The sequence below is a fragment of the Paraburkholderia panacisoli genome (assembly GCF_008369935.1).
In the GTDB taxonomy this organism is placed as follows: Bacteria; Pseudomonadota; Gammaproteobacteria; order Burkholderiales; family Burkholderiaceae; genus Paraburkholderia; species Paraburkholderia panacisoli.
In genome coordinates this window covers 22451-44750 of sequence record NZ_VTUZ01000034.1, presented here as the reverse complement: position 1 = coordinate 44750, position 22300 = coordinate 22451, and the positions used below count along the sequence as shown (strand labels likewise).

The following is a 22300-nucleotide window of genomic DNA, read 5'->3' as shown; positions in this document are numbered from 1 at the left end:
TGTCAAAGACGGGCTGAAACGGTGAGCGGCGATGACAGGCCGGCCGTGCAACTCACCAAGGTCGCACCGGCGGATGCCTCCGCCATCCGCATCTTCACGGGCCGTGTCGAACAGACCAGCATTTCGCCGCTCGCGTTCGAAGTGGCGGGGCGGATCGTGCAGATCGCGGTGCTGGAAGGCGCGTCGGTGAAACGCGGGCAACTGATCGCGCGGATCGATGAAGAACCGTACAAGCTGCAACTGCAACGCGCCAACGCCCAATATCAGCAACTCAGCGACGACCTGAAGCGCAAGGGTGTGCTGCGCAAAGACGGCATCCTTTCGCAGGCCGGCTACGACCAGTTGGCGGCGGCAACGGAGGCCGCCCGCGCGCAACGCGACATGGCGAACCGCGATCTGCGCAATACGCGGCTCGTCGCGCCCTTCGACGGCCGGCTCTCGCGTCGCAATGTGGAGATCCAGCAAGTCGTGCAGGCGGGCATGCCGGCGTTCAATTTTGAAAACGTCGGCCGCGTCGATATCGGGGTCGATCTTCCGCAAAGCATCGCGGAGCGGCTGCTGGTCGACAAAACGCTCAGGGCCGAGGCGTGGCTGCCTGAACGCCCGGACTCGCGCTTCCCGCTTCTGTTCCGCGAACGGACCACGCAGACCACGCCGACCTCGAGCGGCTACCGGCTCGTGTTCTCCGTGCAAGGCACCACCGCGGCCATGCTGTTCCCCGGGATGGCGGTGCGCGTGCAGATCTCGGACACCGCTCGCCAAGTCGTGCAGCGTGACAATAACTACTTCGCGATACCGATGGCCGCCGTGGCGATCGGCGCGGATGGTCAGCGCAGTTTGTGGCGCTACGACGCCGCGTCAGGCCGTGTGCACGCTGTACCTGTCAACGTCCGCGAAGTCCGCAACGATGACGCGGTGGTGTCGGGAGCAGTGGCGGACGGCGACCGCGTGGTGGCAGGCGGCTCGCAGTTCATGAAGGAGGGAATGGCGGTCCGGCCCATGGAAGCCCCGCAATGAATCTCGCGCGCCCCCTGATCGAGAAGCCGCTCATTGCGTGGGTCATCACCGTCATTTCGCTGGTGGGTGGCCTGATCGCGTATGTCAACATTGGCCGGCTGGAGGACCCGAAGTTCACGATCAAGACCGCGGTCGTCGTGACGCTGTATCCGGGTGCGAGCGCACGCGAGGTGGAGCAGGAAGTCACCGACCGGATGGAGAGCACGATCCAGCAGATGCCGCAGGTCGAGTCACTGCAATCGCGCTCGTTGCCGGGCTATTCGGAAATCCGTGTGCAGATTCGCGACGCCTATACGTCGGCGCAACTGCCTCAGGTATGGGACGAGTTGCGCAAGTCGGCCGCCGACGCGCAAATCAGGCTGCCGCCCGGCGCCGCGCCGACGATCGTGCTGGACCGTTTCGGCGACGTCTACGGGATGTTCTACGCGCTGACCGGCGAAGGCTATACCCAGGCGCAACTGTATGCGTATGCGCGGGAGTTGCGTAAGCAGTTGCTGACGCTCGACGATGTGTCCGACATCGTGATTGCCGGCGAGCAGCAGGAGCAGATCGCCGTCGAAGTCGACCAGGCGCAACTGATCTCCAACAATCTTTCCACCGACGATCTCGCGCAAACGCTGTTCGTGCAGAACGAGATCCGTCCTGCGGGCCGCGAGCGCGTGGGCGATCTGTCGCTGCGCATCGCGCCGACCGGTTCGCTCGATTCATTGCAGGCGATTCGTTCGCTGCCGGTCGGCAATGCGCCGGGGCCGCTGCTGCTCGGCGACATCGCGCGCGTGAGCCACGGCTATGCGGCCATCCCCACGCACGTGATTCACTACAACGGTCAACCGGCCGTGACCATCGGCATCAGCGCGCGCGCAAACGTCAATGTGGTGAGAGTCGGCGAGGAGATCAAGGCGAAGATGGTCGAACTGGAGCGCGATCGTCCGATCGGCATGAAGCTGAACTCGCTTTACGATCAACCTCAGGTGGTCGATGAAAGCGTGCGTGGCTTCATTTTCGACGTGCTGCTGTCCGTGGCGATTGTCGGCGTGGCGCTGGGAATCGGGCTCGGCTGGCGCGCAGGCGTGATCCTCGGTGTGGAACTGTTCCTGTCGATTCTCGGCACGCTTGCAGTGATGTACGCCGCGGGCATCGAGTTGCAGCGCATCTCACTCGGTGCGCTGATCATCGTGATGGGCATGTTGACCGACAACACCATCGTGGTTTGCGAAGGCATGCTGGTCCGCGTGCAGCGAGGCATGTCGCATCTCGATGCCGCAACCGAGGTGCTCAAGCAGAGCCAATGGATCCTGCTCGCGTCCACGGTGGTGGGGATTCTCGCTTTCTCGGGCATCGGCCTGTCGCCGGATGCGGTCGGCGAGTTCTGCGCATCGCTGTTCGCGGTGGCGGCGATTTCGCTGCTGTTTAGCTGGGTGATCGCGATCGGCCTGACGCCGCTCTTTGGCACCTATCTTTTCAAGCCCGCAAGCGGCCCGCAGGAAGACCCGTTCAAGGGGAAGATGTACCAGCGTTATGGCGGCCTGCTTTCATGGGTCACGAGACGGCGAGTGGGCGTGATCGTCGTGCTCGTCGTGCTGACCGTGCTGGCGGGATGGGCGTTTCGTTTCGTTGAGCAGAGCTTCTTCCCGGCGTCGACCACGCCGATCTTCTATGTCGACATGCGTTTGCAACGCGGCGCGGATATTCGCGCGGTGACCGAGAAGAGTCAGCAGGTGGAAAAGATTCTGCTGAAGCATAAAGACGTCACCCAGGTCGGCACCTATATAGGCGGTGGGGCCACGCGTTTTTTCCTTGTGTACGATCCGGAGACGCGGGATACGTCGTATGCGCAGTTCATCGTCGGCGTGACGGACTCGAATCTCATCGACGACATGATCCCCGAGATCGAGGCGGACCTGAAGAAGCGCTTCCCTGAACAGCACTGGACCATCACGCGTCCGAACTTCGGTCCAGGCGGCGGCGCTGCGATTCAGGCGCGTTTTTCCGGTCCGGACCCGGCGGTGCTGCGCCGCTTGTCGCAAGAGGCGAAGGACGTGCTGAAGGCCGATGGCCGCATCATCGCGATCCGTGACGACTGGGAGAATCCGATCAGCGTCGTGCGGCCGCGCTTTGACGAGTCGCGTGCGCGCTCGGCAGGCGTTACGCGGCGGCAGGTCAGCGACATGCTGGCCTACGCGACTGAAGGGCTGACCGCCGGCATCTATCGCGAGAACGACCAGTTGCTGCCGATCGTGCTGCGCTCGCCCGATTTCGCGCAAGGCGTTGCCGGTCTGCAGGACATGCAGGTGTTCAGCGCGGGTTTGCGCCGCTATGTGCCGCTGGGAGACGTGGTCGATGGCTTCGAGATCGCCACCGAGGAAGGCGCGATCGCGCGGGAAGACCGCATCCGTACGCTGACGGTCTCCGCCAATCCGATCTACGGCCAGAACAGTGTCGACGCGTTCCGGCGCATACGATCCGGGGTCGAGAACATCAAGCTGCCTTCCGGTTATCGCTTCGAATGGGGCGGTGAGCATGAATCGTCGACCCGTGCGCAGGAAAGCCTGTTCCGGCAGCTGCCGCTGGGTTTCGTCGGCATGGCGCTACTGGTTCTGATGATGTTCGGGCGGCTCAAACCCGCGCTCGTCGTTTTGCTCGTGGTGCCGATGTCGATCTGCGGCGTGACCCTCGGTCTGTTGCTGTTCCGCGGCGCGTTCGGCTTCATGGCCTTGCTGGGGCTGCTTAGCCTGATCGGCATGCTCATCAAGAACGGCGTCGTGCTGGTGCAGGAGATCGACGAGCAGATCGCCGGCGGTGTGCCTCGCATGCAGGCGGTGACGCTGGGTTCGATGAGCCGGCTGCGGCCGGTGGCGCTCTCGGCAGGGACGACGGCGCTCGGCATGGTGCCTTTGCTGTGGGACCCGTTCTTCAAGGACATGGCGATCACGATCATGTCGGGCCTGGCCTTTGCCACCATCCTTACGATGGTCGCCGTGCCCGCACTGTACGCGCTGCTGTTTTCGATCAAGGAAACGGAATGGGAGCCGGGTCAACGCCCGGACGCGACATGATGCGCGCGCGGCACTACTACGTTCTTGCGGTCGCGGCCCTGCTACTGGAGGCGGGATGCACGGGCTCGTTGCAACTCGATAAGCCGGCCACGCTCCCCGCGCAGTACTCGGAGACGCAGAGCGCGGCGGCGGCACCCATGTCCCCGCAAGAACTGGCGACGTGGTGGACCCAATACAACGACCCCACGCTGACGCGTCTGGTGGAGCTTGCGCTCGCGCACAACTTCGATATCTCCATTGCGTATGCCCGCGTCGATCAGGCGCAAGCCGGAATTCGGGCGGCTCGCTCGCAGCTGCTTCCGTCCATTGGCGCCTCAGTCAGCGGCGCCAAATACCGCGGCGGTGAGACACAGCTCGAATTCCAGGAAGTGCTGGGTATCCAGAACACCGACGCGAATTTCTGGCGAGTCGGGCTACAGGCCCAATGGGAAATCGACCTGTTCGGGCAGGGACGCGCGCGCCTCTCGGCGACGCGCGAACAGGCGCGCGCGGCCGCCGGCGACGCCGAAGCGGTGCGCCTGAGCGTGGTGTCGAGCGTCGCCGATCTTTACGTGACTTATCGCGGACTGCTGCGCCAGCGCACGCTGCTTCAACAGAGCCATTCGATCGCCACCGATTTCGTCAGCATCGCTGAGAAAAGTTTTACGGCCGGGGTGGTGCTCAGCACCGACGTTCAGGCGGCTCGCGCCGGCCTTGCACAGGTCGACGCACGTCTGGTGGAAGTTCAGAACGGTATCGCCCAGGCTCGCCTGAACTTGCAGAATCTTTGCGGCGTGCAACCGGAAGATTTCGCGGGAATCCTCGACGAGAGCGATACGCTGATGCCCGCACTTGGCATGATCGCGCCAGGCCAGCCTGTCGATCTGCTGATGCGGCGGCCCGATCTGATTGCGGCGCAGGCTCGTGTGAATGCCGCGGTCAAGCAGACGGATGTCGCACGCCTCAACTATTGGCCGACCATCTCGCTGAGCGGGCTGCTCGCGCGCAATGGCTGGGAACTGGCCGGCCAGAGTCTTGGCCCCAGCACCTTCTGGCTGTTCGGCGCAGCGATGGCGATGCCGCTGATTGATTTCGGTGCCCGGCGCGCGCAGGTGGAGTCGATGGATGCCCAGGCGCAGCAGGCCATGCTCAATTATGAAAAGACGGCACTGGGCGCACTGTACGACGTGGAGCGCGCGCTCGCACGCTTGAACCGGCAGGACGAACTCTTTGCCGCGCGCAACGAGGAAGTCACACAGCGGGGCACCCAGTTGACTCAGGTGCAGCGTCGCTTCGAAGTGGGTGATACGGGTCGCCTGGATATCGACCAGGTGCGTGTGTCGCTGCTCGAAAGCCAGTCGTCGCAAGTGCGCGAGCAGGTGGGCGAGTTGCAAGCCCAGTTTGCTCTGTTCAGGGCAATGGGCGGCGGTTGGACGGCGGGCCAGCCGACGGCGAGTACACGGCAGCCTCCCGCGGGACCCGCAACGGCGGGCGCACCGGTTTCGCAGTAACGGGCGAATCGGAGCGTGCCGCGTGCGCGGCGCGCCATCGCCCAGCGCGGCGGCAAGTCGCGGTGCTCTTTCGCATTCGTCTCTTACCGGAAGAACTCTCCTTTCTGAATGGTGAGCAATGGCGTCCCAGGTCGAGACAAAACTGTCGCTGCCCGCGTTGACCGCGATGGTCGTCGGATCAATGGTGGGCGCGGGCATCTTCTCGCTGCCGCGTAACTTCGCGCGAGCGACGGGGCCGCTCGGCGCGATCATCGCGTGGTGTGTGGCCGGTATCGGCATGTATGCATTGGCGCGTGTTTTCCAGGCGCTGGCCGAACGGCGCCCTGAACTCGACGCGGGCGTGTTCGCGTATGCGAGAGCGGGCTTCGGCGACTATGCGGGCTTTCTCTCCGCGTTCGGCTACTGGATGGCGGGCTGTTTCGGCAACGTCTCTTACTGGGTGCTGATCAAGTCGACGCTCGGCGCATTCATTCCGGCGTTCGGCAACGGCAATACGCTGACGGCGATCGCTGTGTCGTCAGTCGGCATCTGGCTGTTTCATTTCGTGATGCTGCGAGGCGTGCAGCAAGCCACGATGATCAACACCATCGTCACGGTGGCCAAGGTCATTCCGATCGTGCTGTTCATCGGCATCCTGATCGTGCTGTTTCGCGCCGACATGTTGCGCGCAAACGTGTGGGAAGGCAGCGATGCGCTGTATGCGGGCCTGTTTTCGCAGGTGCGGTCCACGATGCTGGTCACCGTGTTCGTGTTCGTCGGCATCGAGGGCGCGAGCGTCTATTCGCGCTATGCAAAGCGGCGCTCTGATGTGGGCGCCGCCACACTCTCCGGATTCGTCGCCGTGTTGTGTCTGCTGGTTCTGGTGACGCTGCTGCCCTACGCGGCGTTGCCGCGCGCGGATATCGCGGTGATGCGCCAGCCGTCGATGGCGGCCGTGCTCGGCGCTTTGCTTGGGCCGTTGGGCTCGGTATTCATCGGCGCGGGGTTGATCGTTTCGATCCTCGGTGCGTACCTCGCGTGGTCGCTCATTTGTGCCGAAGTTCTGTTCGCCGCCGCGCGCACCGGCACGATGCCGCGCATATTCGCCCAGCAAAACGAGCGCAAGCTGGCAGTCGCCGCGATCTGGCTGACCAGCAGCGTGGTGCAGCTATTCGTGATCAGCACGTATTGGTCGAATGACGCGTTTGCGCTGATGCTCAACCTGACCAGTTCGATGGCGCTGATTCCGTATTTTCTTGTCGCCGCCTACGGCATCAAGGCGGCACGTCATGACATCGAAGAGGGGGGGGCGCAGCGCAATGCATTGCGCCGCGACTACTTCATCGCGGCATTCGCGACGCTCTATACAGCGTTCCTGCTATTCGCGGGCGGCGCCAAATTCCTGATGATGTCGGCGCTGCTCTATGCGCCGGGCACCGTGCTGTTCATCCTCGCCAGACGCGAGCGCGGCTTGCCGGTCTTTGTCCGCGCCGAGTGGATCATCTTTGCGGTGGCGGTGTGCGGCGCCCTTGCCGCGCTCGTCGGTCTGATAACCGGCACCATCGTGATCTGAGCGAACCGCGCGCCGTATCCGCGAAGCAAGCAACGTACGCAAGGTCCGGCGTTCTTTCCGTTACCCGCGCCCGGCAACCCCGCGCACCAGTTCAAGCAGCTTGGCTAGCGCGGGCGAATGGTTATCGGCGCGCCATACCATCAGAAGATCGATACGCGGCGGATCGCCATCCAGCGGCCGGCAGCGGATCGACTCGCCCGCCAGCGCGGCGACATACTCGGGCAACAATGCAAAGCCGAGGCCCATGCCCACCAGATTCAGATTGAGAAGAATATTCGACGCAACCTGCACGACGTTGCGCCGCAAGCCGTGCTTCGCGTAGTAGTCCTCGACCACGTCATAGAGTTTCCCGGAAAACTGCGGGTCGCTACTGATATACGCTTCGCCGTCGAGCGCCTGTAGAGGAATGCGTTCCAGCTGCGCGAGCGGATGTGTTGCCGGAAGCAGCGCGATCAACGGCTCCGTCAAGACCACCTCGCTGACCAGTTCCGCGGAATGCACGGGCGCGCGCATGAACGCGACATCGATATCGTTCGCGAGCAGCGCGTCTTCCTGCGTCATCGTCGGCAGGCTGCGCAATTCGACGCGCACGTCCGGGAAGTGCATGCGCAGGCGCGGCAGTATGGTGGGAAATACTCTAACTTCTGCAGCGGGCACGAAGCCTATCGTCACCGTCTCGTTCTGCTGCTGGGCGACATGGCGCGCTCGCGCGACCGCGCGGTCGGCTTGCGCGAGCGTCACGCGCGCCTCGGCGAGAAATACCTTGCCGGCTTCCGTCAAAGCCACCTTGCGGTTCGACCGCTCGAGCAATTGCACGCCGACTTCGTTCTCGAGATCGCGGATCTGCTGGCTAAGCGAAGGTTGCGCTGTATGAAGCAGCGCGGCGGCACGGGTGAAATTCAACTCGTCGGCCACCGTGATGAAGTAACGCAGATGTCGGAGTTCCATGCCGGGGAATAATCGTTCGAACGACTTGCATGAGACAAACTAAATATTGTACAGACTGATTCGCGGCTGTGATCATTTGCTCCGCCGCCTCTACGTGAGGCGGATCTTCTGGAGGAGATGAGACAAATGACCGCAAAAGTGGATGTCGACGCTCTGGTCGATGCGCAGAACGGCCGCATCAGCCCGTCGATCTATACCGACCCCGCCATCTACGAACTCGAACTGGAGCGCGTGTTTGGCCGCTGCTGGCTGTTTCTCGCGCACGTCAGCCAGATTCCGAAAGCCGGCGACTTCTTCAACACGTACATGGGTGAAGACCCGATCGTCGTCGTGCGGCAGAAGGACGGCTCGATCAAGGCGTTCCTCAATCAATGCCGCCATCGTTCGATGCGGGTCAGCTTCGCGGACTCCGGCAACACGCGCGCCTTCACGTGCCCGTATCACGGCTGGTCGTATGGCGTGGACGGTGCGCTGGTCGAGGTGCCGCTCGAGCCGCGCGCGTATCCACACGGTCTGTGCAAGGAAAAATTCGGGCTCCAGGAAGTCTCTCGCGTAGCCATCTACAAGGGGCTGATATTCGGCAACTGGGACACCACCGCGCCGAGCCTCGAAGAGTACATGGGCGATATCGCGTGGTACCTGGACGGCGTGCTCGATCGCCGCGAGGGCGGCACGGAGATCATCGGTGGCGTGCACAAGTGGGTGATCGATTGCAACTGGAAGTTTCCCGCCGAGCAGTTCGCCGGCGACCAGTATCACGCGCTGTTTTCGCATGCGTCGGCAGTCCAGGTGCTGGGCGCGCAGGGCGATAACGCAGGCAAGGCGCTCGGCGCCGGCCAGACCGCGCGGCCGGTGTGGGAGACCGCAAAAGATGCGCTCCAGTACGGTCAGGACGGACACGGTAGCGGCTTCTTCTTCACCGAGCAGCCCGACGCGAACGTCTGGGTCGACGGCGAGGTGTCGCAATACTTCCGCGACACCTATGCGGAAGTCGAGCAGCGTCTGGGCAAGGTGCGCGCGCTGCGTCTCGCGGGGCACAACAACATGTTTCCGACGCTGTCCTGGCTGAACGGTACCGCGACACTGCGGGTATGGCATCCGCGCGGGCCGAACCAGGTCGAGGTGTGGGCGTTCTGTATCGCGGACAAGGACGCATCGGACGAAGTGAAGGCGGCGTTCGAACGAAGCGCGACTCGCGCGTTCGGGCCAGCCGGCTTTCTCGAACAGGACGACTCCGAGAACTGGGTGGAAATCCAGAAGGTGCTGCGCGGCCAGCGCGCGCGCAAAACCGCGCTGTGCGTGGAGATGGGGCTGAACAACGAGCGCATACGCGACGACGGTATTCCCGGCATCACCAACTACATCTTCTCCGAGACCGCGGCGCGCGGCATGTACCGGCGCTGGGCGGACCTGCTGATTTCGGATACGTGGGAAGAGGTGCAGCAACGCACGCGCCAGTTTCAGCAGGAGGTGATGAAGTGAGTCTCGACACCGATATCCGTCGCGACGACGTGCCGCTCGCGCTGCATCACGAGATCACGCAGTTCCTGTATCACGAGGCGGCCTTGCTCGACGACTGGCGCTTTCGCGACTGGCTGGCGCTGCTGTCGGAAGACATCAGCTACACCATGCGGACCGTGACCAACGCGCAAACGCGTGACCGTCGCCGCAGCGTGCAGCCACCCTCGACATGGATCTTCAACGATACCTGGCAGCAACTCGAACGCCGCGTGGCGCGTCTCGAAACAGGCATGGCATGGGCGGAAGAGCCGCCCTCACGCACCCGTCACCTCGTGACCAATGTTCAGGTGCTGCAAGGCGAACGCGACGACGAGTTCGACGTGCGCCTGAACTACATCCTGTATCGCGCGCAGAAAGAACGCGACGAGACCTTCTACGCAGGCGTACGGCACGACCGCGTGCGCCGGAGCGGCGACGCCCGCGGCTGGCAACTCTGCCGACGCGAGATCGTGCTCGATCAGGTCGTGCTGACCTCCCATAACCTCAGTGTGTTTTTCTAATCATGGCTCGCATTTTTGTATGTCAGAACGGCTCGTTGGGTGAAGGCGAAGCCATCAAGCTCGAGCAGGCGTCGCTTGCCATCGCCGTGGTGAACTCCGGTGGCAGCCTCTATGCCGTCAGCGACCGGTGTAGTCATGGCAATGCTTCGATGTCCGACGGATATATCGAGGATGACGGCACGGTCGAATGTCCGCTGCACGCGGCGCGCTTCTGTTTGAAGACCGGTACGGCCCTGTGCCAGCCGGCCACCGAACCGCTTGCCACGTACCCCGTCGTCGTGGATGGCGATGCGATCTATGTGGATCTTCCGGAGGCCGTGCTGTGAACTGGCTCGAAAACGAAGTCGCACTGATTACCGGCGCCGGTTCGGGGCTGGGGCTGGCGTTGGTCGAACGCTTTCTGGAAGAGGGCGCACAGGTCGCCGTGCTCGAACGGTCAGCGGAGAAAGTAGACGCGTTGCGCTCGCGCTTCGGCGCTGCCGTGGTCGCGGTTCAAGGCGACGTGCGCCGCTATGACGACAATGCGCGTGCCGTGGCGGCGGCAGTCGAACGGTTCGGCAAGCTCGACTGTTTCGTCGGCAACGCCGCGGTCTGGGACCACGCCGCAAGTTTGATGGACCTGACGCCTGAGCAACTGGACAACGGTTTCGACGAGCTGTTCTCGATCAACGTCAAAGGTTATCTGCTGGGTGCGAAGGCTGCCGCGCCGGCGCTGATCGCTTCGCAAGGCAGCATCATTTTTACGCTGTCCAATTCGTCGTTCTATCCGGGCGGCGGCGGCCCGTTGTATACGGCCAGCAAGCACGCCGCAACCGGGCTGATCCGCGAACTGGCTTACGAACTGGCGCCGAAGGTACGGGTGAACGGCGTCGGCCCGTGCGGCATGGCGAGCGATCTGCGGGGGCCGGCATCGTTGGGCCAGGACGGCTTGCGCATCATGGATTCGCGCACGCCGGAAGGCATCGCCAGCATTTTGCCGTTGCAGTTCTTTCCGCAAACCGCGGATTTCACCGGGCCCTTCGTGCTGCTCGCGTCACGGGCCAACAACCGCACGCTCAGCGGCGTGATGATCAATGCCGATGCCGGGCTCGGCATTCGCGGCATTCGCCATGCCGCTGGCGGGCTGCAACTCTAGTCAGGGTTGCGCGGGCGGCGGCATGCGCCGATCAAAGATGAATCGCCGGGTTGCCTTATCGTGCGATCCCGGCGACAGGACAGGAGACTGAACCATGAACAAGCCGAGTATCGTGATTGTCGGCGCGGGCCAGGCCGGCGCGATGGCGGCGGCCGAGTTGCGCCAGAGCGGCTTCGATGGCCGGGTTGTGCTGATCGGCGACGAGTCGCATTTGCCCTACGAACGGCCGCCGCTTTCGAAGGACGTGTTGCTGCAGCCCGAGACTGCGCGCTGCCAGCTGTTTGCGGACGGGTTCTATGAAGAGCGGAACATCGAGCTGCGGCTCGGCGCGCGCGTGAGCGCGATCGACGTCGAGGCCAGACATGTTTCGCTGGCCGACGGCGAGACACTGCCGTTCGACAAGCTGCTGCTCGCGACCGGCGCGCGGGTTCGGCGCCTGCCGTTGCTGGACCGACTCGGCAACGATGTCTACACGTTGCGCACGCTCGACGACGCGCGCAAGCTCCGGCCCGTTCTAACGCCCGGACGACGCGTGGTGCTGGTGGGCGGCGGCGTCATCGGCCTCGAACTCGCTTCGAGTGCGATCGATCTCGGTGCGCACGTCACTGTGATCGAACAGGCGCCGATGGTAATGGGCCGCTGTTCGCCCGGCGTGCTGAACGAGTACCTGTGCAACGTGCATCGTGAGCGGGGCGTCGTGCTGCACCTGGGCGCCGCGCTTACGCACGCGCGCCGTGAAAATGGAGAGATCGTCCTGACGCTGTCGGACGGCGCGCAAGTGACGGGCGACGCCGTCATCTACGGCATTGGCGTCGAGCCGGACACACGCCTCGCGAGCGCTGCCGGTCTGGACGTCGAGAACGGCATTCTGATCGACGAAAACTGTCGCACATCGCATCCGGCGATCTATGCCGCAGGCGACGCCACGAGCCAGTGGGACCGGCTCACGCGCAGGTTTTACCGGCGGGAAACCTGGGAGAACGCGAAGAACCAGGCGATCACGGCTGCGCGGGCGATGATGGGAATCGAACCGGCCGAAGCCGGCGTGCCGTGGTTCTGGACTGATCAGTGCGGAATGAACATCCAGTTTGCCGGCGATATGGCGGCCCCGGAATGGATTGTCCGCGGGCAGATGGACGAGTCGCGCTTCATGTTGTTCGGCTTGAACGATGGCGAACTGGTGGCCGCGATTACCGTCAACCAGGCGCGCGAGATGCGCAGCGCGAAAATGCTCGTCGACAAGCGGGCGCGTCTTGCGGCCGATGTCTGGCGCGATCCGCAGCAAAACCTGCGCGCATTGTTGAACGCGGCCTGACGCGCAACGCGCTCGTCTTCATCTTCAGAAAGGCGCAGCTGCATGCTGCGTCGCTTCACCCTTCCTCACCTTCATGCGCTTCTCTCGACGCATCGTCGAGACGCTTCATATTGTCTAGCAGCTTGAGCAGGTAATGCAGCGTGTGGGTGACGTCATCGGTCGAGAAGTTCTCCAGCACCTGCTCGTAATAGCCGTGAATCTTCGGCGTGGCCTGATGCAGCCACAGCTTGCGGCCTGACGCGGTCATGGTGATCAGACGCGAGCGTCGATCCCGGCCGTCCGCGGTGCCGGTCAGATGGCCGTCACGCTCCATCCGGCTAATCAGGCCGGACAGATTCTGCCGGCTCACCATCAGATAACGCGCCAGGTCTCCGACGCTCATTCCCTTCTCCGCCTCCGGCCGCGACAGCGCGCCGAGCACGGCCCACTGCTGTGTCGTCAATCCTTCGGCCTCGACGGCCCGAGTGCCTGTTTTATGCAACATGTTGGCACATTGATATAGGCGGAAAAACAACCGGTTAGCCAGTTCCAGTTTCGCGGATGTGACATTTTCTTGCGCTTTGACCAAGGGATTCTCCTGGTGTTTCCGTTCTTGTGCTCATCATAGTGCCGCCCTAGTATACGTCAATATATTTACGTATATATGCGGTGCAGACGATGTTTATCCAGCGCCAATGGTAACCCTGGTAACTGAAGGAGACGATTGTGCAAGGACTCGAAGGCAAGACGGTCATCGTGACCGGTGGTGGCGGCGGCATCGGCGGGGCGACCTGCCGGCGCTTTGCGGCTGAAGGCGCGCGCGTTGCGGTGCTGGACCTGTCGGCGGACGCCGCCGCAACCGTAGCCGATGCGATTTGCGCGGCAGGCGGCACGGCGCAGGCGATCCGTTGCGACATCACCAGCCGCGCGGATGTCGACGCGGCCGTTGCGGCAACCGAGGCGAAGCTCGGCCCCGTTGACATACTGGTCAACAACGCGGGCTGGGATGTGTTCAGGCCGTTCACGAAGACCGAGCCGGCTCAATGGGAGCGTCTGATTGCGATCAACCTGACCGGCGCCTTGCACATGCATCACGCGGTGCTGCCGGGCATGGTGCAGCGCAAGGCGGGGCGCATCGTCAACATCGCGTCGGACGCGGCGCGGGTCGGCTCGTCGGGCGAAGCCGTGTACGCGGCCTGCAAAGGTGGACTGGTGTCGTTCTCCAAGACCATCGCGCGCGAGCATGCGCGGCACGGCATCACGGTGAACGTCGTGTGTCCCGGGCCGACCGATACGGCGCTGTTCGCCGAATACAAGGAAGGCGCGGCCAATCCCGAGAAGCTGATGGAAGCGTTCCAGCGCTCCATTCCACTGGGCCGGATCGGCCAGCCTAACGACCTGCCTGGCGCGATCGTGTTCTTCGCCAGCGACGACGCGGGCTTCATCACCGGTCAGGTGTTGAGCGTGTCGGGCGGCCTGACGATGGCCGGCTGAACCCATTCATCTGCGACCTGCGAGGAAATCACCGTGAACTACGAAGACATTCTTTACGAAGTGCGCAACGGCGCCGCATGGATCACGATCAACCGGCCAGAACGGATGAACGCGTTTCGCGGCCGCACCTGTGACGAACTGATCCACGCGATCAATCGTGCCGGCTATTCACGCGAGGTGGGCGTGATCGTGCTGGCGGGCGCCGGCGAGCGCGCGTTCTGCACGGGCGGCGATCAGTCCGCGCACGAAGGGCAGTACGACGGCCGAGGCACCATCGGCTTGCCGATGGAAGAACTGCACAACGCGATTCGCGACGTGCCCAAGCCGGTGATCGCGCGCGTGCAGGGTTTCGCGGTCGGCGGCGGCAACGTGCTGTGCACGATCTGCGACTTCACGATCGCTTCCGAAAAGGCCGTGTTCGCGCAGGCGGGGCCGAAGGTCGGCTCGGTCGATCCGGGGTACGGCACGGCCTTTCTCGCGCGGGTCGTCGGCGAGAAGAAGGCGCGCGAGATCTGGTATCTGTGCCGCCGCTATCCGGCTTCCGAAGCGCTTGCGATGGGGCTGGTCAACGCGGTCGTGCCGCACGAGCAACTCGACGCCGAAGTGCAGAAGTGGTGCGACGAGATCATGGAGATGAGCCCGACGGCGATCGCGATCGCCAAGCGCTCGTTCAACATGGACACCGCACACCAGGCCGGTATCGCGGGGATGGGTATGTACGCGCTGAAGCTGTACTACGACACCGAGGAGTCGCGTGAAGGCGTGAAGGCCTTTCAGGAGAAGCGCAAGCCCGAGTTCCGCAAGTACGCGAAGTAGCTCAACCGCCTAGCAGCAGAGACCCTTGGCGCGCCGTCATGGCGAGCCGGAGCCGTCATATCCAGGAGACGTCATGAACCCCTACCTCGATGAAGATCTCGTCGCGCTTGGCGGACACGCCAGGCGTTTTGCGCAGGGACGCGTGGCACCGGGCTTCCTTGAACGCGACAAGACCCGCACACTCGACCGCAAGCTCATGGCCGAGATGGGGCAGATGGGGTTCATCGCGCCGGAGCTGCCCGAGCAATACGGCGGCCAGGGACTCGGCTGCCTCGCGGCCGGTGTGATTCATGAAGAGATCGCGCGCGCCGACCTGAGCCTGTCGTACATCAATCTGCTGGCGTCGCTCAATGGGCAGATTCTCGCGCATCATGCGTTGCCCGAAATCGCCCGGCCCTGGCTGGAGAAGCTCACGCAAGGCGAGGCGCTCTTCGCCATCGCACTGACCGAGCCGCGCGGCGGATCGGACGCCGCGAATCTGCGGCTGCGCATGGAGCGCGTCGGCGGCCACTATGTGCTCAATGGCGAGAAGACCTCGATCTCCGCAGCCGACCAGGCCGATGCCGCGGTGGTGTTCGCCCGATCCGGCTCGGTGGAGTCCGGCGCGCGCGGCGTGTCGGCGCTGCTGGTGCCGATGGATCTGCCGGGCATTACCCGCAACCGCTTCGATTGCCACGGCCAGCGCGCGATCGGCCGTGGCTCGTTGTTCTTCGAGAACGTGCGCGTGCCCGTCGACCATCTGCTCGGCAATGAAGGACAAGGCTTCGTGCAGGTGATGCAGGGCTTCGATTTTTCGCGCGCGCTGATTGGCTTGCAGGTGCTCGCAGTGGCGAAAGTCAGTCTCGAAGAAACGTGGGAATACGTTGCCCAGCGTGAGGCGTTTGGCAAGCCACTGTCGGCGTTTCAGGGCGTGTCGCATCCGCTGGCTGATTTCGAAACCCAGGTCGAAGCCGCGCGGCTGTTGTGTTTGCAAACGCTGTGGCTGAAGGACCGCGGACTGCCGCATACCGCCGAGGCAGCGATGTGCAAGTGGTGGGGCCCGAAGCTGGCCTATGACGTGGTGCATCAATGCCTGTTGTCGTTCGGTCATGGCGGCTACGATCGAGGTCCGATGGAACAGCGTCTGCGCGACGTGTTGGGTTTCCAGATCGGCGATGGAACCGCCCAGATCATGAAGACGATCATCGCCCGCACACGCGCGGGGCGCGAAGCGGTCCCGGCATGAACACAGGCACGCACACGCATCGATAACAACACCGGAGACACGCGAATGGAGTTCGACGCCGTTCCGATTGCGCCGCGCCGGGCGGCGAGCATCGCCAACGGTTGGTGGCGCGAGCGCACCATCAACGACGGACGAACTCGACGCATGTGTCGCCGAGTGTCCGGACCGGATCGCGCTCAGTGCGGTGCGTGTGGAAGACGGGGCGCACACGCGTTTCACGTACCGTGAAATGGCGACGATGGCGGAGCGCATCGCCATCGGCCTCAGCCGTCTCGGGGTGAGGTGCAACGACGTGGTGTCCCTGCAATTGCCGAACTGGTGGCAGTTCACGCTGACGTATCTCGCGTGCTCGCGGATCGGCGCGGTGCTGAATCCGCTGATGCATATCTTCCGCGAACGCGAGCTGTCGTTCATGCTGAAGCACAGCCGCGCGGCAATCAGCGCCTGTGTGCCATGACGGATATATTCAAATTCACGACGACGCAACCGTCCCGCTGCGGGCGCGCGTCCAGGATGCTTGCGTTCAATGGCCCGCCCGCAGCCGGCCGGCCAGGAACGGTCCATTATCGTTCGCTCGTGAAGGTCCGATTTCGTGGGCCAAACTGCCTTTAGGCAATGCCAGGACAACTAGGTATGGGATCGATGGCGCGCGCCACCTGTGCCCGGTCGAAAAAAGGCCCGTCCAGATGGAAGGGCCAAATATTGCTCGGAGAAAGTCGCTTCAGCGCAAGTGTCCACGGTCTCTCGCTCCGCATTCACTGCGCCGTGACCGCCGTTTGGTCTGGACCAGCGACGAGAGTCCCGACACATCTTTTGCCGGCGCACACTGCCGTTGCGCCCTGGGAAAGGGCTAACCCGGTTCGGTTTCAGGCTTCCCTAGAAGCGCGTGCGCAACCCGACCGTGCCGACCACCTGGTTCGCCGTCGACGACGCGCCACCCGACGTATTGATGAAGGCGACAACGTTTTGGCCGATTGCGTGCTGATACATGGCTTCGGCGTAAACATCCGTGCGTTTGGAGAACGCGTAGACAGCTTGCAAGTTGACCTGATTCCACTTCGGATCCGTGCCGTACTGCGTACCGGTGGCATTGAACGCGCCTGACAGATGGGCATCGGTGTACGTGTCAGTGATGCCCAGCGTAATCGCCGGTGTCAGCGCGTACTTGGCGTTCAGTTCATAGTTGTTGAATCGCTGCGAACCGTTGTTGAGGTTGAACGATTGGGTACCCTGATAAAAGCTGTTCGTATACACGAAGCCGACCACTGCCGGGCCGAAGGTGTAGTTGAGACCCGCGCCGATCGTGCGCTGAACGTTCGCCCCGAACCTGAAGCCAGCCGTCTGGGCAGGCGCTTCGCCGAGGTCAACTGCGCCGCTGGTGTTCACCTGGGGGACCGCGCCGTTGCCGTTGATCTGCAGGTAGCCGGCGGCCATCTTGAATGGGCCAAACTCGTAGCTTGCGCCCGCGCTGTAAGCACGATTCAGCGTGAAGTCAGTGTTGTTCGAGAACGCGTAGAGGCCGCCGAATTTCAGGCCTGCATAGTTGCTGCTCATGTACTTGACCGCGTTGCTCATCCGCAGCGTGTGGTTCAGATTGTCGTTGTCGAACGGGTGCGCGAAGCCCGTGTCGCCGAACGTACCGGCTGTACCGGACAGCGGTGCCACGAAGTCCACCAGCGAGTCATACTGGCGGCCCAGCGTCACCGTACCGAAATCGCTGCTGCTCAGGCCGACAAACGCCTGACGACCAAACAACCGGCTGTTCTGGCCGAGCTTGCCGTTTTGCACGTTGAAGCCGTTTTCCAGCACGAAAATGGCTTTCAGGCCACCACCGAGGTCCTCGGCGCCGCGCAGACCGAACCGGCTGCCGTTAATGGTGCCGCTGGTTGCCTGAAAAAGGCTGCCGTGCGCAGTGGCGGAGGTCTTGACGTTGTTGGTATACATCAGGCCGGCATCGATCAGGCCGTACAGCGTGACCGAACTCTGTGCATGGGCGGCCGATGCGGCAAGTGCAGCGGATACGGCGAGGGCTACAGGGATTCTTTTCATGAATTAACTCCAGCAGATTGGGATGCAGGCAGAACACAGCGGCGCGAGTATAAAAGGCGGGTAATCGCATACTGTCATTTCCGGGCTGGATTACACCGTTACGTTTTACTGAGTTAATTCGTCACAAAATCGAAATTATTCTGTTGAAATCCCTGCCAGAAAGGCGTGGGGCTGTACTTCAATCCCATCCGGGACGCATCGGGGACGCATCTTCGTTGCGTTGAAGCGACGGCATCGGGTTAGCCGGCATCCCAACAGCCGGCATCCTGATGCTTGACATAACAGATAACGGCGCCCATCTACATACATCTGTTTTTGGCGCAACGACACGCATGCCGACATTTCGATCTGGCCTCGGCTTGTTGCCGGCACGTTTCGATAAACCGAGGTAGAGATTCATCGGCTGTTCGCTGGCACGACCGCTCCTCGAGATAGAGCTGAACGTTATACAACGGGTCGTTCAGGCTCCCTGGGCATGCGCGGTCGGGATGGGGAGCGGCCGCTTTTTTGCGAAGCTGGGACATTCGGAGAAACTCACCGAAGGGCAGTAACGGGACCTTGGCCCACCTCGTCGACTTCGCCGTAAGCCGACATTCGCGAACCATGAAAGCTGCACCTATGGCCGGAACGCCCAAGGAACTCGTGCTGGACAAGGAGGGCGGTCACCTGTATTGGTGCGATCGCGAAGGCATGCGAGTCATGCGCGCGCGGCTGGACGGCACGGAGGTGACGGAACTCGTCCGCACCGGGAATTTCCCCGAGGATACGGGCGACGCGACCCGCCATTGCGTAGGCATCGTATTGGATAAGGCAAACGGGCGTGTCTACTGGACGCAAAAGGGACCGCCGGATGCCGGAGAGGGCCGCATCTTCAGGGCGGGCATTGAGCTGCCGCCTGGTGCGACACCCGATCGGCGCCCGGATGTCGAATGTTTGCTGGCCGATCTCCCGGAGCCGATCGATCTCGATATCGATCACCGCGACACCATGCTCTACTGGACGGATCGTGGCGACGACACGCATGACGGAAATACACTGAATCGCGCAAGAATCACAGCGTCCGGACTGGTTGATCGCCAGGTGCTCGCCCGCGAGCTGAAAGAGGGGATTGGCGTGTCTCTGGACTCACGGGGGCGCCGCGCATTTGTGACCGATCTGGGCGGCAACGTGCGCGAGCTGAACATCGATACGAAGCACGAGTCGCATTTCACCACCGTTGCTCATCTGGGTGTGCTGACCGGGATCGACTACGCCGACATCTGAGTTGGATCCCCGAGGACTGCCCGGGCCGTATCCGGGCAAGTCTTGCCATGTCGACGCCGATTGTCACGCTAGCGCCCATTAAGCTTCGAAAAGCGGCCATCGACGTTGTCATCGAGCAAGACCGTATATGGACTCCTCCTCGTTTGCAAACATGTCGCCTGTTAAGCCTCAGTGTCGATCGCTCACGTATATCCGTACGTGGACTCCCGCCTATGAGCAAGATCGGTGTGCATTTTGAAGGTCTCGACTGCGTCCGTACATTCGGCTTTTGATGTGCCTGCCATCAGCACAAGCCATCATGGAAGTTTGCGCGCTTGCCCCTCATCGGCCTCCTGGCTTCGTACGCAGCCGCCGGATATATCAGGATCTGCAAGCGCCGGTCCGACCGGTTCGCCATGCTTGCCACCTCTTGCGCAATCGTGGTTGGAGTGAAGGAATCCAGGTGCGTCGAAGAATGACGATGCCAACTTGAAGCTGTCGTTACTGGCCATCACTGCCCCACGCTATTCGCGCCGTCTTGTTCGCAAGAGCAATTGCAGCGACGCTCACGTGGCGGCGTTGCATCAAGGCTTTGATCCAGCGACTGTGCCGGTCGTCACGACGCCCGACGAAGCGCATCACCGCCCGCGCACACTGGACCAGCAGAGTGCGGAGATAGGTATCGCCGTGTTTCGTGATGCCACCTAGCTTTGACTTGCCGCCGCTTGATTGCTGCCTCGGTGTCAGGCCCAACCACGCTGCGACCTGCCACCCGTTCTTGAACTGCCGCGGACCTCCGACCCCGCTGAACAATGCGGTCGCCACGAGCGGTCCGATCCCGGGTACCGTAGCGAGACGCTGGCAGCCTTCGTTGCGTTTGAATATGCCGGCAATTTCAGAAGCAAGCTCGTGGATCCATCGCTGTAAGGCTGCCAGCTGTTCGAGGTACATCGAACCAAGCCGGCGAAGCAGAATTGTAGTCTGGGCGTCGGCATCTGCAACCAACGCTACGATACCTTGCCTTAACTGGATAATTCCTATTGGAAAGATGAATGCTTCCTCGGCGAACATGCTCCGTATCTGGTTTGACACCGCGGTTCGCTCGTGAACCAATCGCTCACGCATACGATGAACCGACTGCAATAATTGCTGTTCAGCGCTTTTGATCGGTACGGGATGAATGCCAGGTGGTGAGACTGCGGCGCAGATGGCCGAAGCATCATTCGCATCGTTCTTCCCACCGACCAGAAAAGGCTTTACGTATTGCGTTGGCAGCACGCGCACCGTATGCCCTTGTGAGATCAGTTCACGAGACCAATAGTGCGAACCCTGACATGCTTCGATACCTATCAGGCTCGAATCCAATTTCGAAAAGAAGTTCTACACCTCAGCTCGACGCAGCTTCCGCTGTATCACTGGCCTGCCGCCACGATCGACGCCATGAACCTGGAACACGTGCTTCGCAATATCAAGACCGATGGTGAGCGTAGGCATCTCGAATCTCCCGAAAGTGGCTCCAGAAGTGTGCGCCCCGGAGGGGGCGGGGTCCATACCATCAGTCTCGTACAACTCCGCCTCTGTGAGGCAACGGACCCCGATGGGCTATTCGCGCGCCGACTCCCAGTCGTTCCTACGGCCTTGGTCGATTTCGCGGCGCGCAAGCACCGCGCAAGATAGGTGAAGCGGCCCCACTTCACCATCCTTATTCGCGCCGGCGGCACTCAACGCGCAGCAGATGCGGTCTTCACTGACGACCACACATATCTGTAATCCGATTACAGATGCGCCGATACGCGGTCGATACCAACGACCACTTAACGCGCCACGAAGCCACCATTGATGAATGAAAGAAAAAGCGTCCAACAACAACTGCTTGGATGAGGTACTTCACGATGACTTACCTTCAGACTTTGTTTTGTCCTTCTACGAACGGCCCTGTTCGTAACCAGTAACTACACTCTAGGTAAGCAGGCGCGTCTTATTAAGGCCGATGCCAGGAAGAGATTGTTCTTGAATATAGGTAAACCCTGATTCGGTAGCGCCAGGATAACGGCATGTACGCCGCGCCAACCGTCGACTACGGCATCGTGGTTCAGCTCGGCGATCTCCGAGATCGGCGTCGACTCGAAGAAATATTCCTTGAAGGCTGGCGTTTCGTAGACCAGCGCGCGATAGGAGGCCATCGCCGTGTCCGACAACTGCTGCATCGTCTCTTCGAACACCGGCAGTTGATCGGGCGCATTGCCGTGCGGCAACAGCGACGCTTCGTGAAGGCCCAAACCCTCCACGGCATCTGATGGTGTAGGACTGTTGAATAAATGGTGGCGATTCGCCCCAGTTTTGTCAGATGATCGGCCGTGCTCGGATTGAGCATCAGAAACGCAATCGTGGGACGTATCCGATCCCGCTCGCGCCATAGGCAGTACCTGTATTGCCTGCGGTTGCTGATACTGGCACCGAGCTGCATCGGTAGTTCCGTGTTGTCACTCGATGTTGCATACTGGAAGAGCCCAAAAGCCATGAAGGAGCCGGTGATGGACGGTTTTATTACGCATCAGATTGAGGGCGTGTCGGTAGACATTGAAGTGGTTCCGATGGCGCCGCACGGCTTCACCGCCAGGTTCAGGATTTTCGGTGACCAGCACGATGAGCCCGGGTGGCATGCTGTCCACCTCACGGAGGGCGTGTTCGCCACGGAGGGAGAAGCGGAAGAAGCCGCAAAATCCCTCGCGGTCGACCACATCCGCGCACACCAGTCTCGCCAGCATTTGCCTGATTAACCGCATCGCGCGCCCCCGACCCTTGAGTACGGCCTTGCATTCCAACCGGAGACGCGCAATGTCCGAGTTATCCGGCCGACGGTGCCCACAGGGGGGAGCCGGTTTCATTGTGTCGATTTCGGGGAGCCCTTGTCCTTGTAGTACGTAAAAGTCCGTTTCTTGGGCACCCCAAGTATCACGC

At 62.2% G+C, this 22300-nt stretch carries 17 protein-coding genes and 4 pseudogenes; 15 read left to right on the top strand and 6 right to left on the bottom strand.

The features are described from left to right. Window positions 1-45: 45 nt before the first annotated feature. The 4 genes from FVF58_RS35765 (at window position 46) to FVF58_RS35750 (ending at window position 7115) form a co-directional block, all read left to right on the top strand. Window positions 46-1017, top strand: a complete 972-nt coding sequence (locus FVF58_RS35765; RefSeq protein WP_149674433.1) for an efflux RND transporter periplasmic adaptor subunit — start codon at window positions 46-48, stop codon at window positions 1015-1017. Next, complete coding sequence (locus tag FVF58_RS35760) at window positions 1014-4073, top strand: efflux RND transporter permease subunit (protein ID WP_149674432.1); 3060 nt, start codon at window positions 1014-1016, stop codon at window positions 4071-4073. The genes FVF58_RS35765 and FVF58_RS35760 overlap by 4 nt, the downstream gene beginning before the upstream one ends. Then, complete coding sequence (locus tag FVF58_RS35755; protein ID WP_246217321.1) at window positions 4040-5563, top strand: efflux transporter outer membrane subunit; 1524 nt, start codon at window positions 4040-4042, stop codon at window positions 5561-5563. Before FVF58_RS35760 ends, FVF58_RS35755 begins: the two co-directional genes overlap by 34 nt. Before the next feature lie 118 nt (window positions 5564-5681). Continuing rightward, entirely contained in the window at window positions 5682-7115 is a 1434-nt protein-coding gene (locus tag FVF58_RS35750; protein ID WP_149674431.1) for a basic amino acid/polyamine antiporter, read from the top strand. A gap of 60 nt (window positions 7116-7175) precedes the next feature. Here FVF58_RS35750 and hcaR read toward each other — a convergent pair whose 3' ends face one another. Further along, entirely contained in the window at window positions 7176-8063 is an 888-nt protein-coding gene (gene hcaR / locus FVF58_RS35745) for a DNA-binding transcriptional regulator HcaR (RefSeq protein ID WP_149674430.1), read from the bottom strand. Between the two features lie 126 nt (window positions 8064-8189). Here hcaR and hcaE point away from each other — a divergent pair, with 126 nt between their 5' ends. The 5 genes from hcaE (at window position 8190) to hcaD (ending at window position 12534) form a co-directional block, all read left to right on the top strand. Further along, window positions 8190-9545 carry a 3-phenylpropionate/cinnamic acid dioxygenase subunit alpha gene (hcaE, locus tag FVF58_RS35740; protein ID WP_149674429.1) on the top strand — a complete coding sequence of 452 codons (1356 nt, stop codon included), beginning with the start codon at window positions 8190-8192 and terminating at the stop codon, window positions 9543-9545. After that, window positions 9542-10084 carry a 3-phenylpropionate/cinnamic acid dioxygenase subunit beta gene (gene hcaF / locus FVF58_RS35735; protein ID WP_223191189.1) on the top strand — a complete coding sequence of 181 codons (543 nt, stop codon included), beginning with the start codon at window positions 9542-9544 and terminating at the stop codon, window positions 10082-10084. Before hcaE ends, hcaF begins: the two co-directional genes overlap by 4 nt. 2 nt (window positions 10085-10086) lie before the next feature. After that, window positions 10087-10410, top strand: a complete 324-nt coding sequence (gene hcaC / locus FVF58_RS35730; protein WP_149674428.1) for a 3-phenylpropionate/cinnamic acid dioxygenase ferredoxin subunit — start codon at window positions 10087-10089, stop codon at window positions 10408-10410. After that, entirely contained in the window at window positions 10407-11219 is an 813-nt protein-coding gene (gene hcaB, locus FVF58_RS35725) for a 3-phenylpropionate-dihydrodiol/cinnamic acid-dihydrodiol dehydrogenase (RefSeq protein WP_149674427.1), read from the top strand. Before hcaC ends, hcaB begins: the two co-directional genes overlap by 4 nt. 94 nt (window positions 11220-11313) lie before the next feature. After that, window positions 11314-12534 carry a 3-phenylpropionate/cinnamic acid dioxygenase ferredoxin--NAD(+) reductase subunit gene (gene hcaD / locus FVF58_RS35720; protein ID WP_149674426.1) on the top strand — a complete coding sequence of 407 codons (1221 nt, stop codon included), beginning with the start codon at window positions 11314-11316 and terminating at the stop codon, window positions 12532-12534. Window positions 12535-12589: 55 nt separating this feature from the next. Here the strand turns inward: hcaD and FVF58_RS35715 are convergent, their stop codons facing one another. After that, the gene (locus tag FVF58_RS35715) at window positions 12590-13018 is read right to left on the bottom strand and encodes a MarR family transcriptional regulator (RefSeq protein ID WP_149674425.1); all 429 of its coding nucleotides are present in this window, start codon (window positions 13016-13018) and stop codon (window positions 12590-12592) included. A 221-nt stretch (window positions 13019-13239) separates the two neighbouring features. Between FVF58_RS35715 and badH the strand changes: the two genes are divergently transcribed. The 4 genes and pseudogenes from badH to FVF58_RS35695 all read left to right on the top strand — a co-directional run. Continuing rightward, on the top strand, window positions 13240-14007 hold the full coding sequence (gene badH / locus FVF58_RS35710; RefSeq protein ID WP_149674424.1) for a 2-hydroxycyclohexanecarboxyl-CoA dehydrogenase: 768 nt from the start codon (window positions 13240-13242) through the stop codon (window positions 14005-14007). A 33-nt stretch (window positions 14008-14040) separates the two neighbouring features. Beyond that, entirely contained in the window at window positions 14041-14823 is a 783-nt protein-coding gene (badI, locus tag FVF58_RS35705) for a 2-ketocyclohexanecarboxyl-CoA hydrolase (protein ID WP_149674423.1), read from the top strand. Between the two features lie 73 nt (window positions 14824-14896). Continuing rightward, the gene (aliB, locus tag FVF58_RS35700) at window positions 14897-16048 is read left to right on the top strand and encodes a cyclohexanecarboxyl-CoA dehydrogenase (protein WP_149674422.1); all 1152 of its coding nucleotides are present in this window, start codon (window positions 14897-14899) and stop codon (window positions 16046-16048) included. A 45-nt stretch (window positions 16049-16093) separates the two neighbouring features. Next, window positions 16094-16487 (top strand): annotated as a pseudogene (locus FVF58_RS35695) (AMP-binding protein); the annotation flags it as partial. Window positions 16488-16924: 437 nt separating this feature from the next. Here the strand turns inward: FVF58_RS35695 and FVF58_RS35685 are convergent. After that, a complete protein-coding gene (locus FVF58_RS35685; protein WP_149674421.1) occupies window positions 16925-18097 on the bottom strand; it encodes a porin in 1173 nt (390 codons plus the stop codon). A 618-nt stretch (window positions 18098-18715) separates the two neighbouring features. Here FVF58_RS35685 and FVF58_RS35680 point away from each other — a divergent pair. Then, window positions 18716-19360 carry a YncE family protein gene (locus FVF58_RS35680; protein WP_246217320.1) on the top strand — a complete coding sequence of 215 codons (645 nt, stop codon included), beginning with the start codon at window positions 18716-18718 and terminating at the stop codon, window positions 19358-19360. A gap of 461 nt (window positions 19361-19821) precedes the next feature. On the opposite strand, the pseudogene FVF58_RS35675 reads toward FVF58_RS35680, so the two are convergent. The 3 pseudogenes from FVF58_RS35675 to FVF58_RS35665 form a co-directional block, all read right to left on the bottom strand. After that, window positions 19822-20833, bottom strand: a pseudogene (locus tag FVF58_RS35675) (IS110 family RNA-guided transposase); the annotation flags it as partial. A gap of 596 nt (window positions 20834-21429) precedes the next feature. Then, a pseudogene (locus tag FVF58_RS35670) lies at window positions 21430-21606 on the bottom strand (phosphoenolpyruvate carboxylase); the annotation flags it as partial. Between the two features lie 86 nt (window positions 21607-21692). Continuing rightward, window positions 21693-21806, bottom strand: a pseudogene (locus FVF58_RS35665) (DUF1643 domain-containing protein); the annotation flags it as partial. A 52-nt stretch (window positions 21807-21858) separates the two neighbouring features. Here FVF58_RS35665 and FVF58_RS35660 point away from each other — a divergent pair. Next, window positions 21859-22119 (top strand): hypothetical protein, encoded by a 261-nt coding sequence (locus FVF58_RS35660; protein WP_246217319.1) that lies wholly within the window; start codon window positions 21859-21861, stop codon window positions 22117-22119. Window positions 22120-22300: the final 181 nt, after the last annotated feature.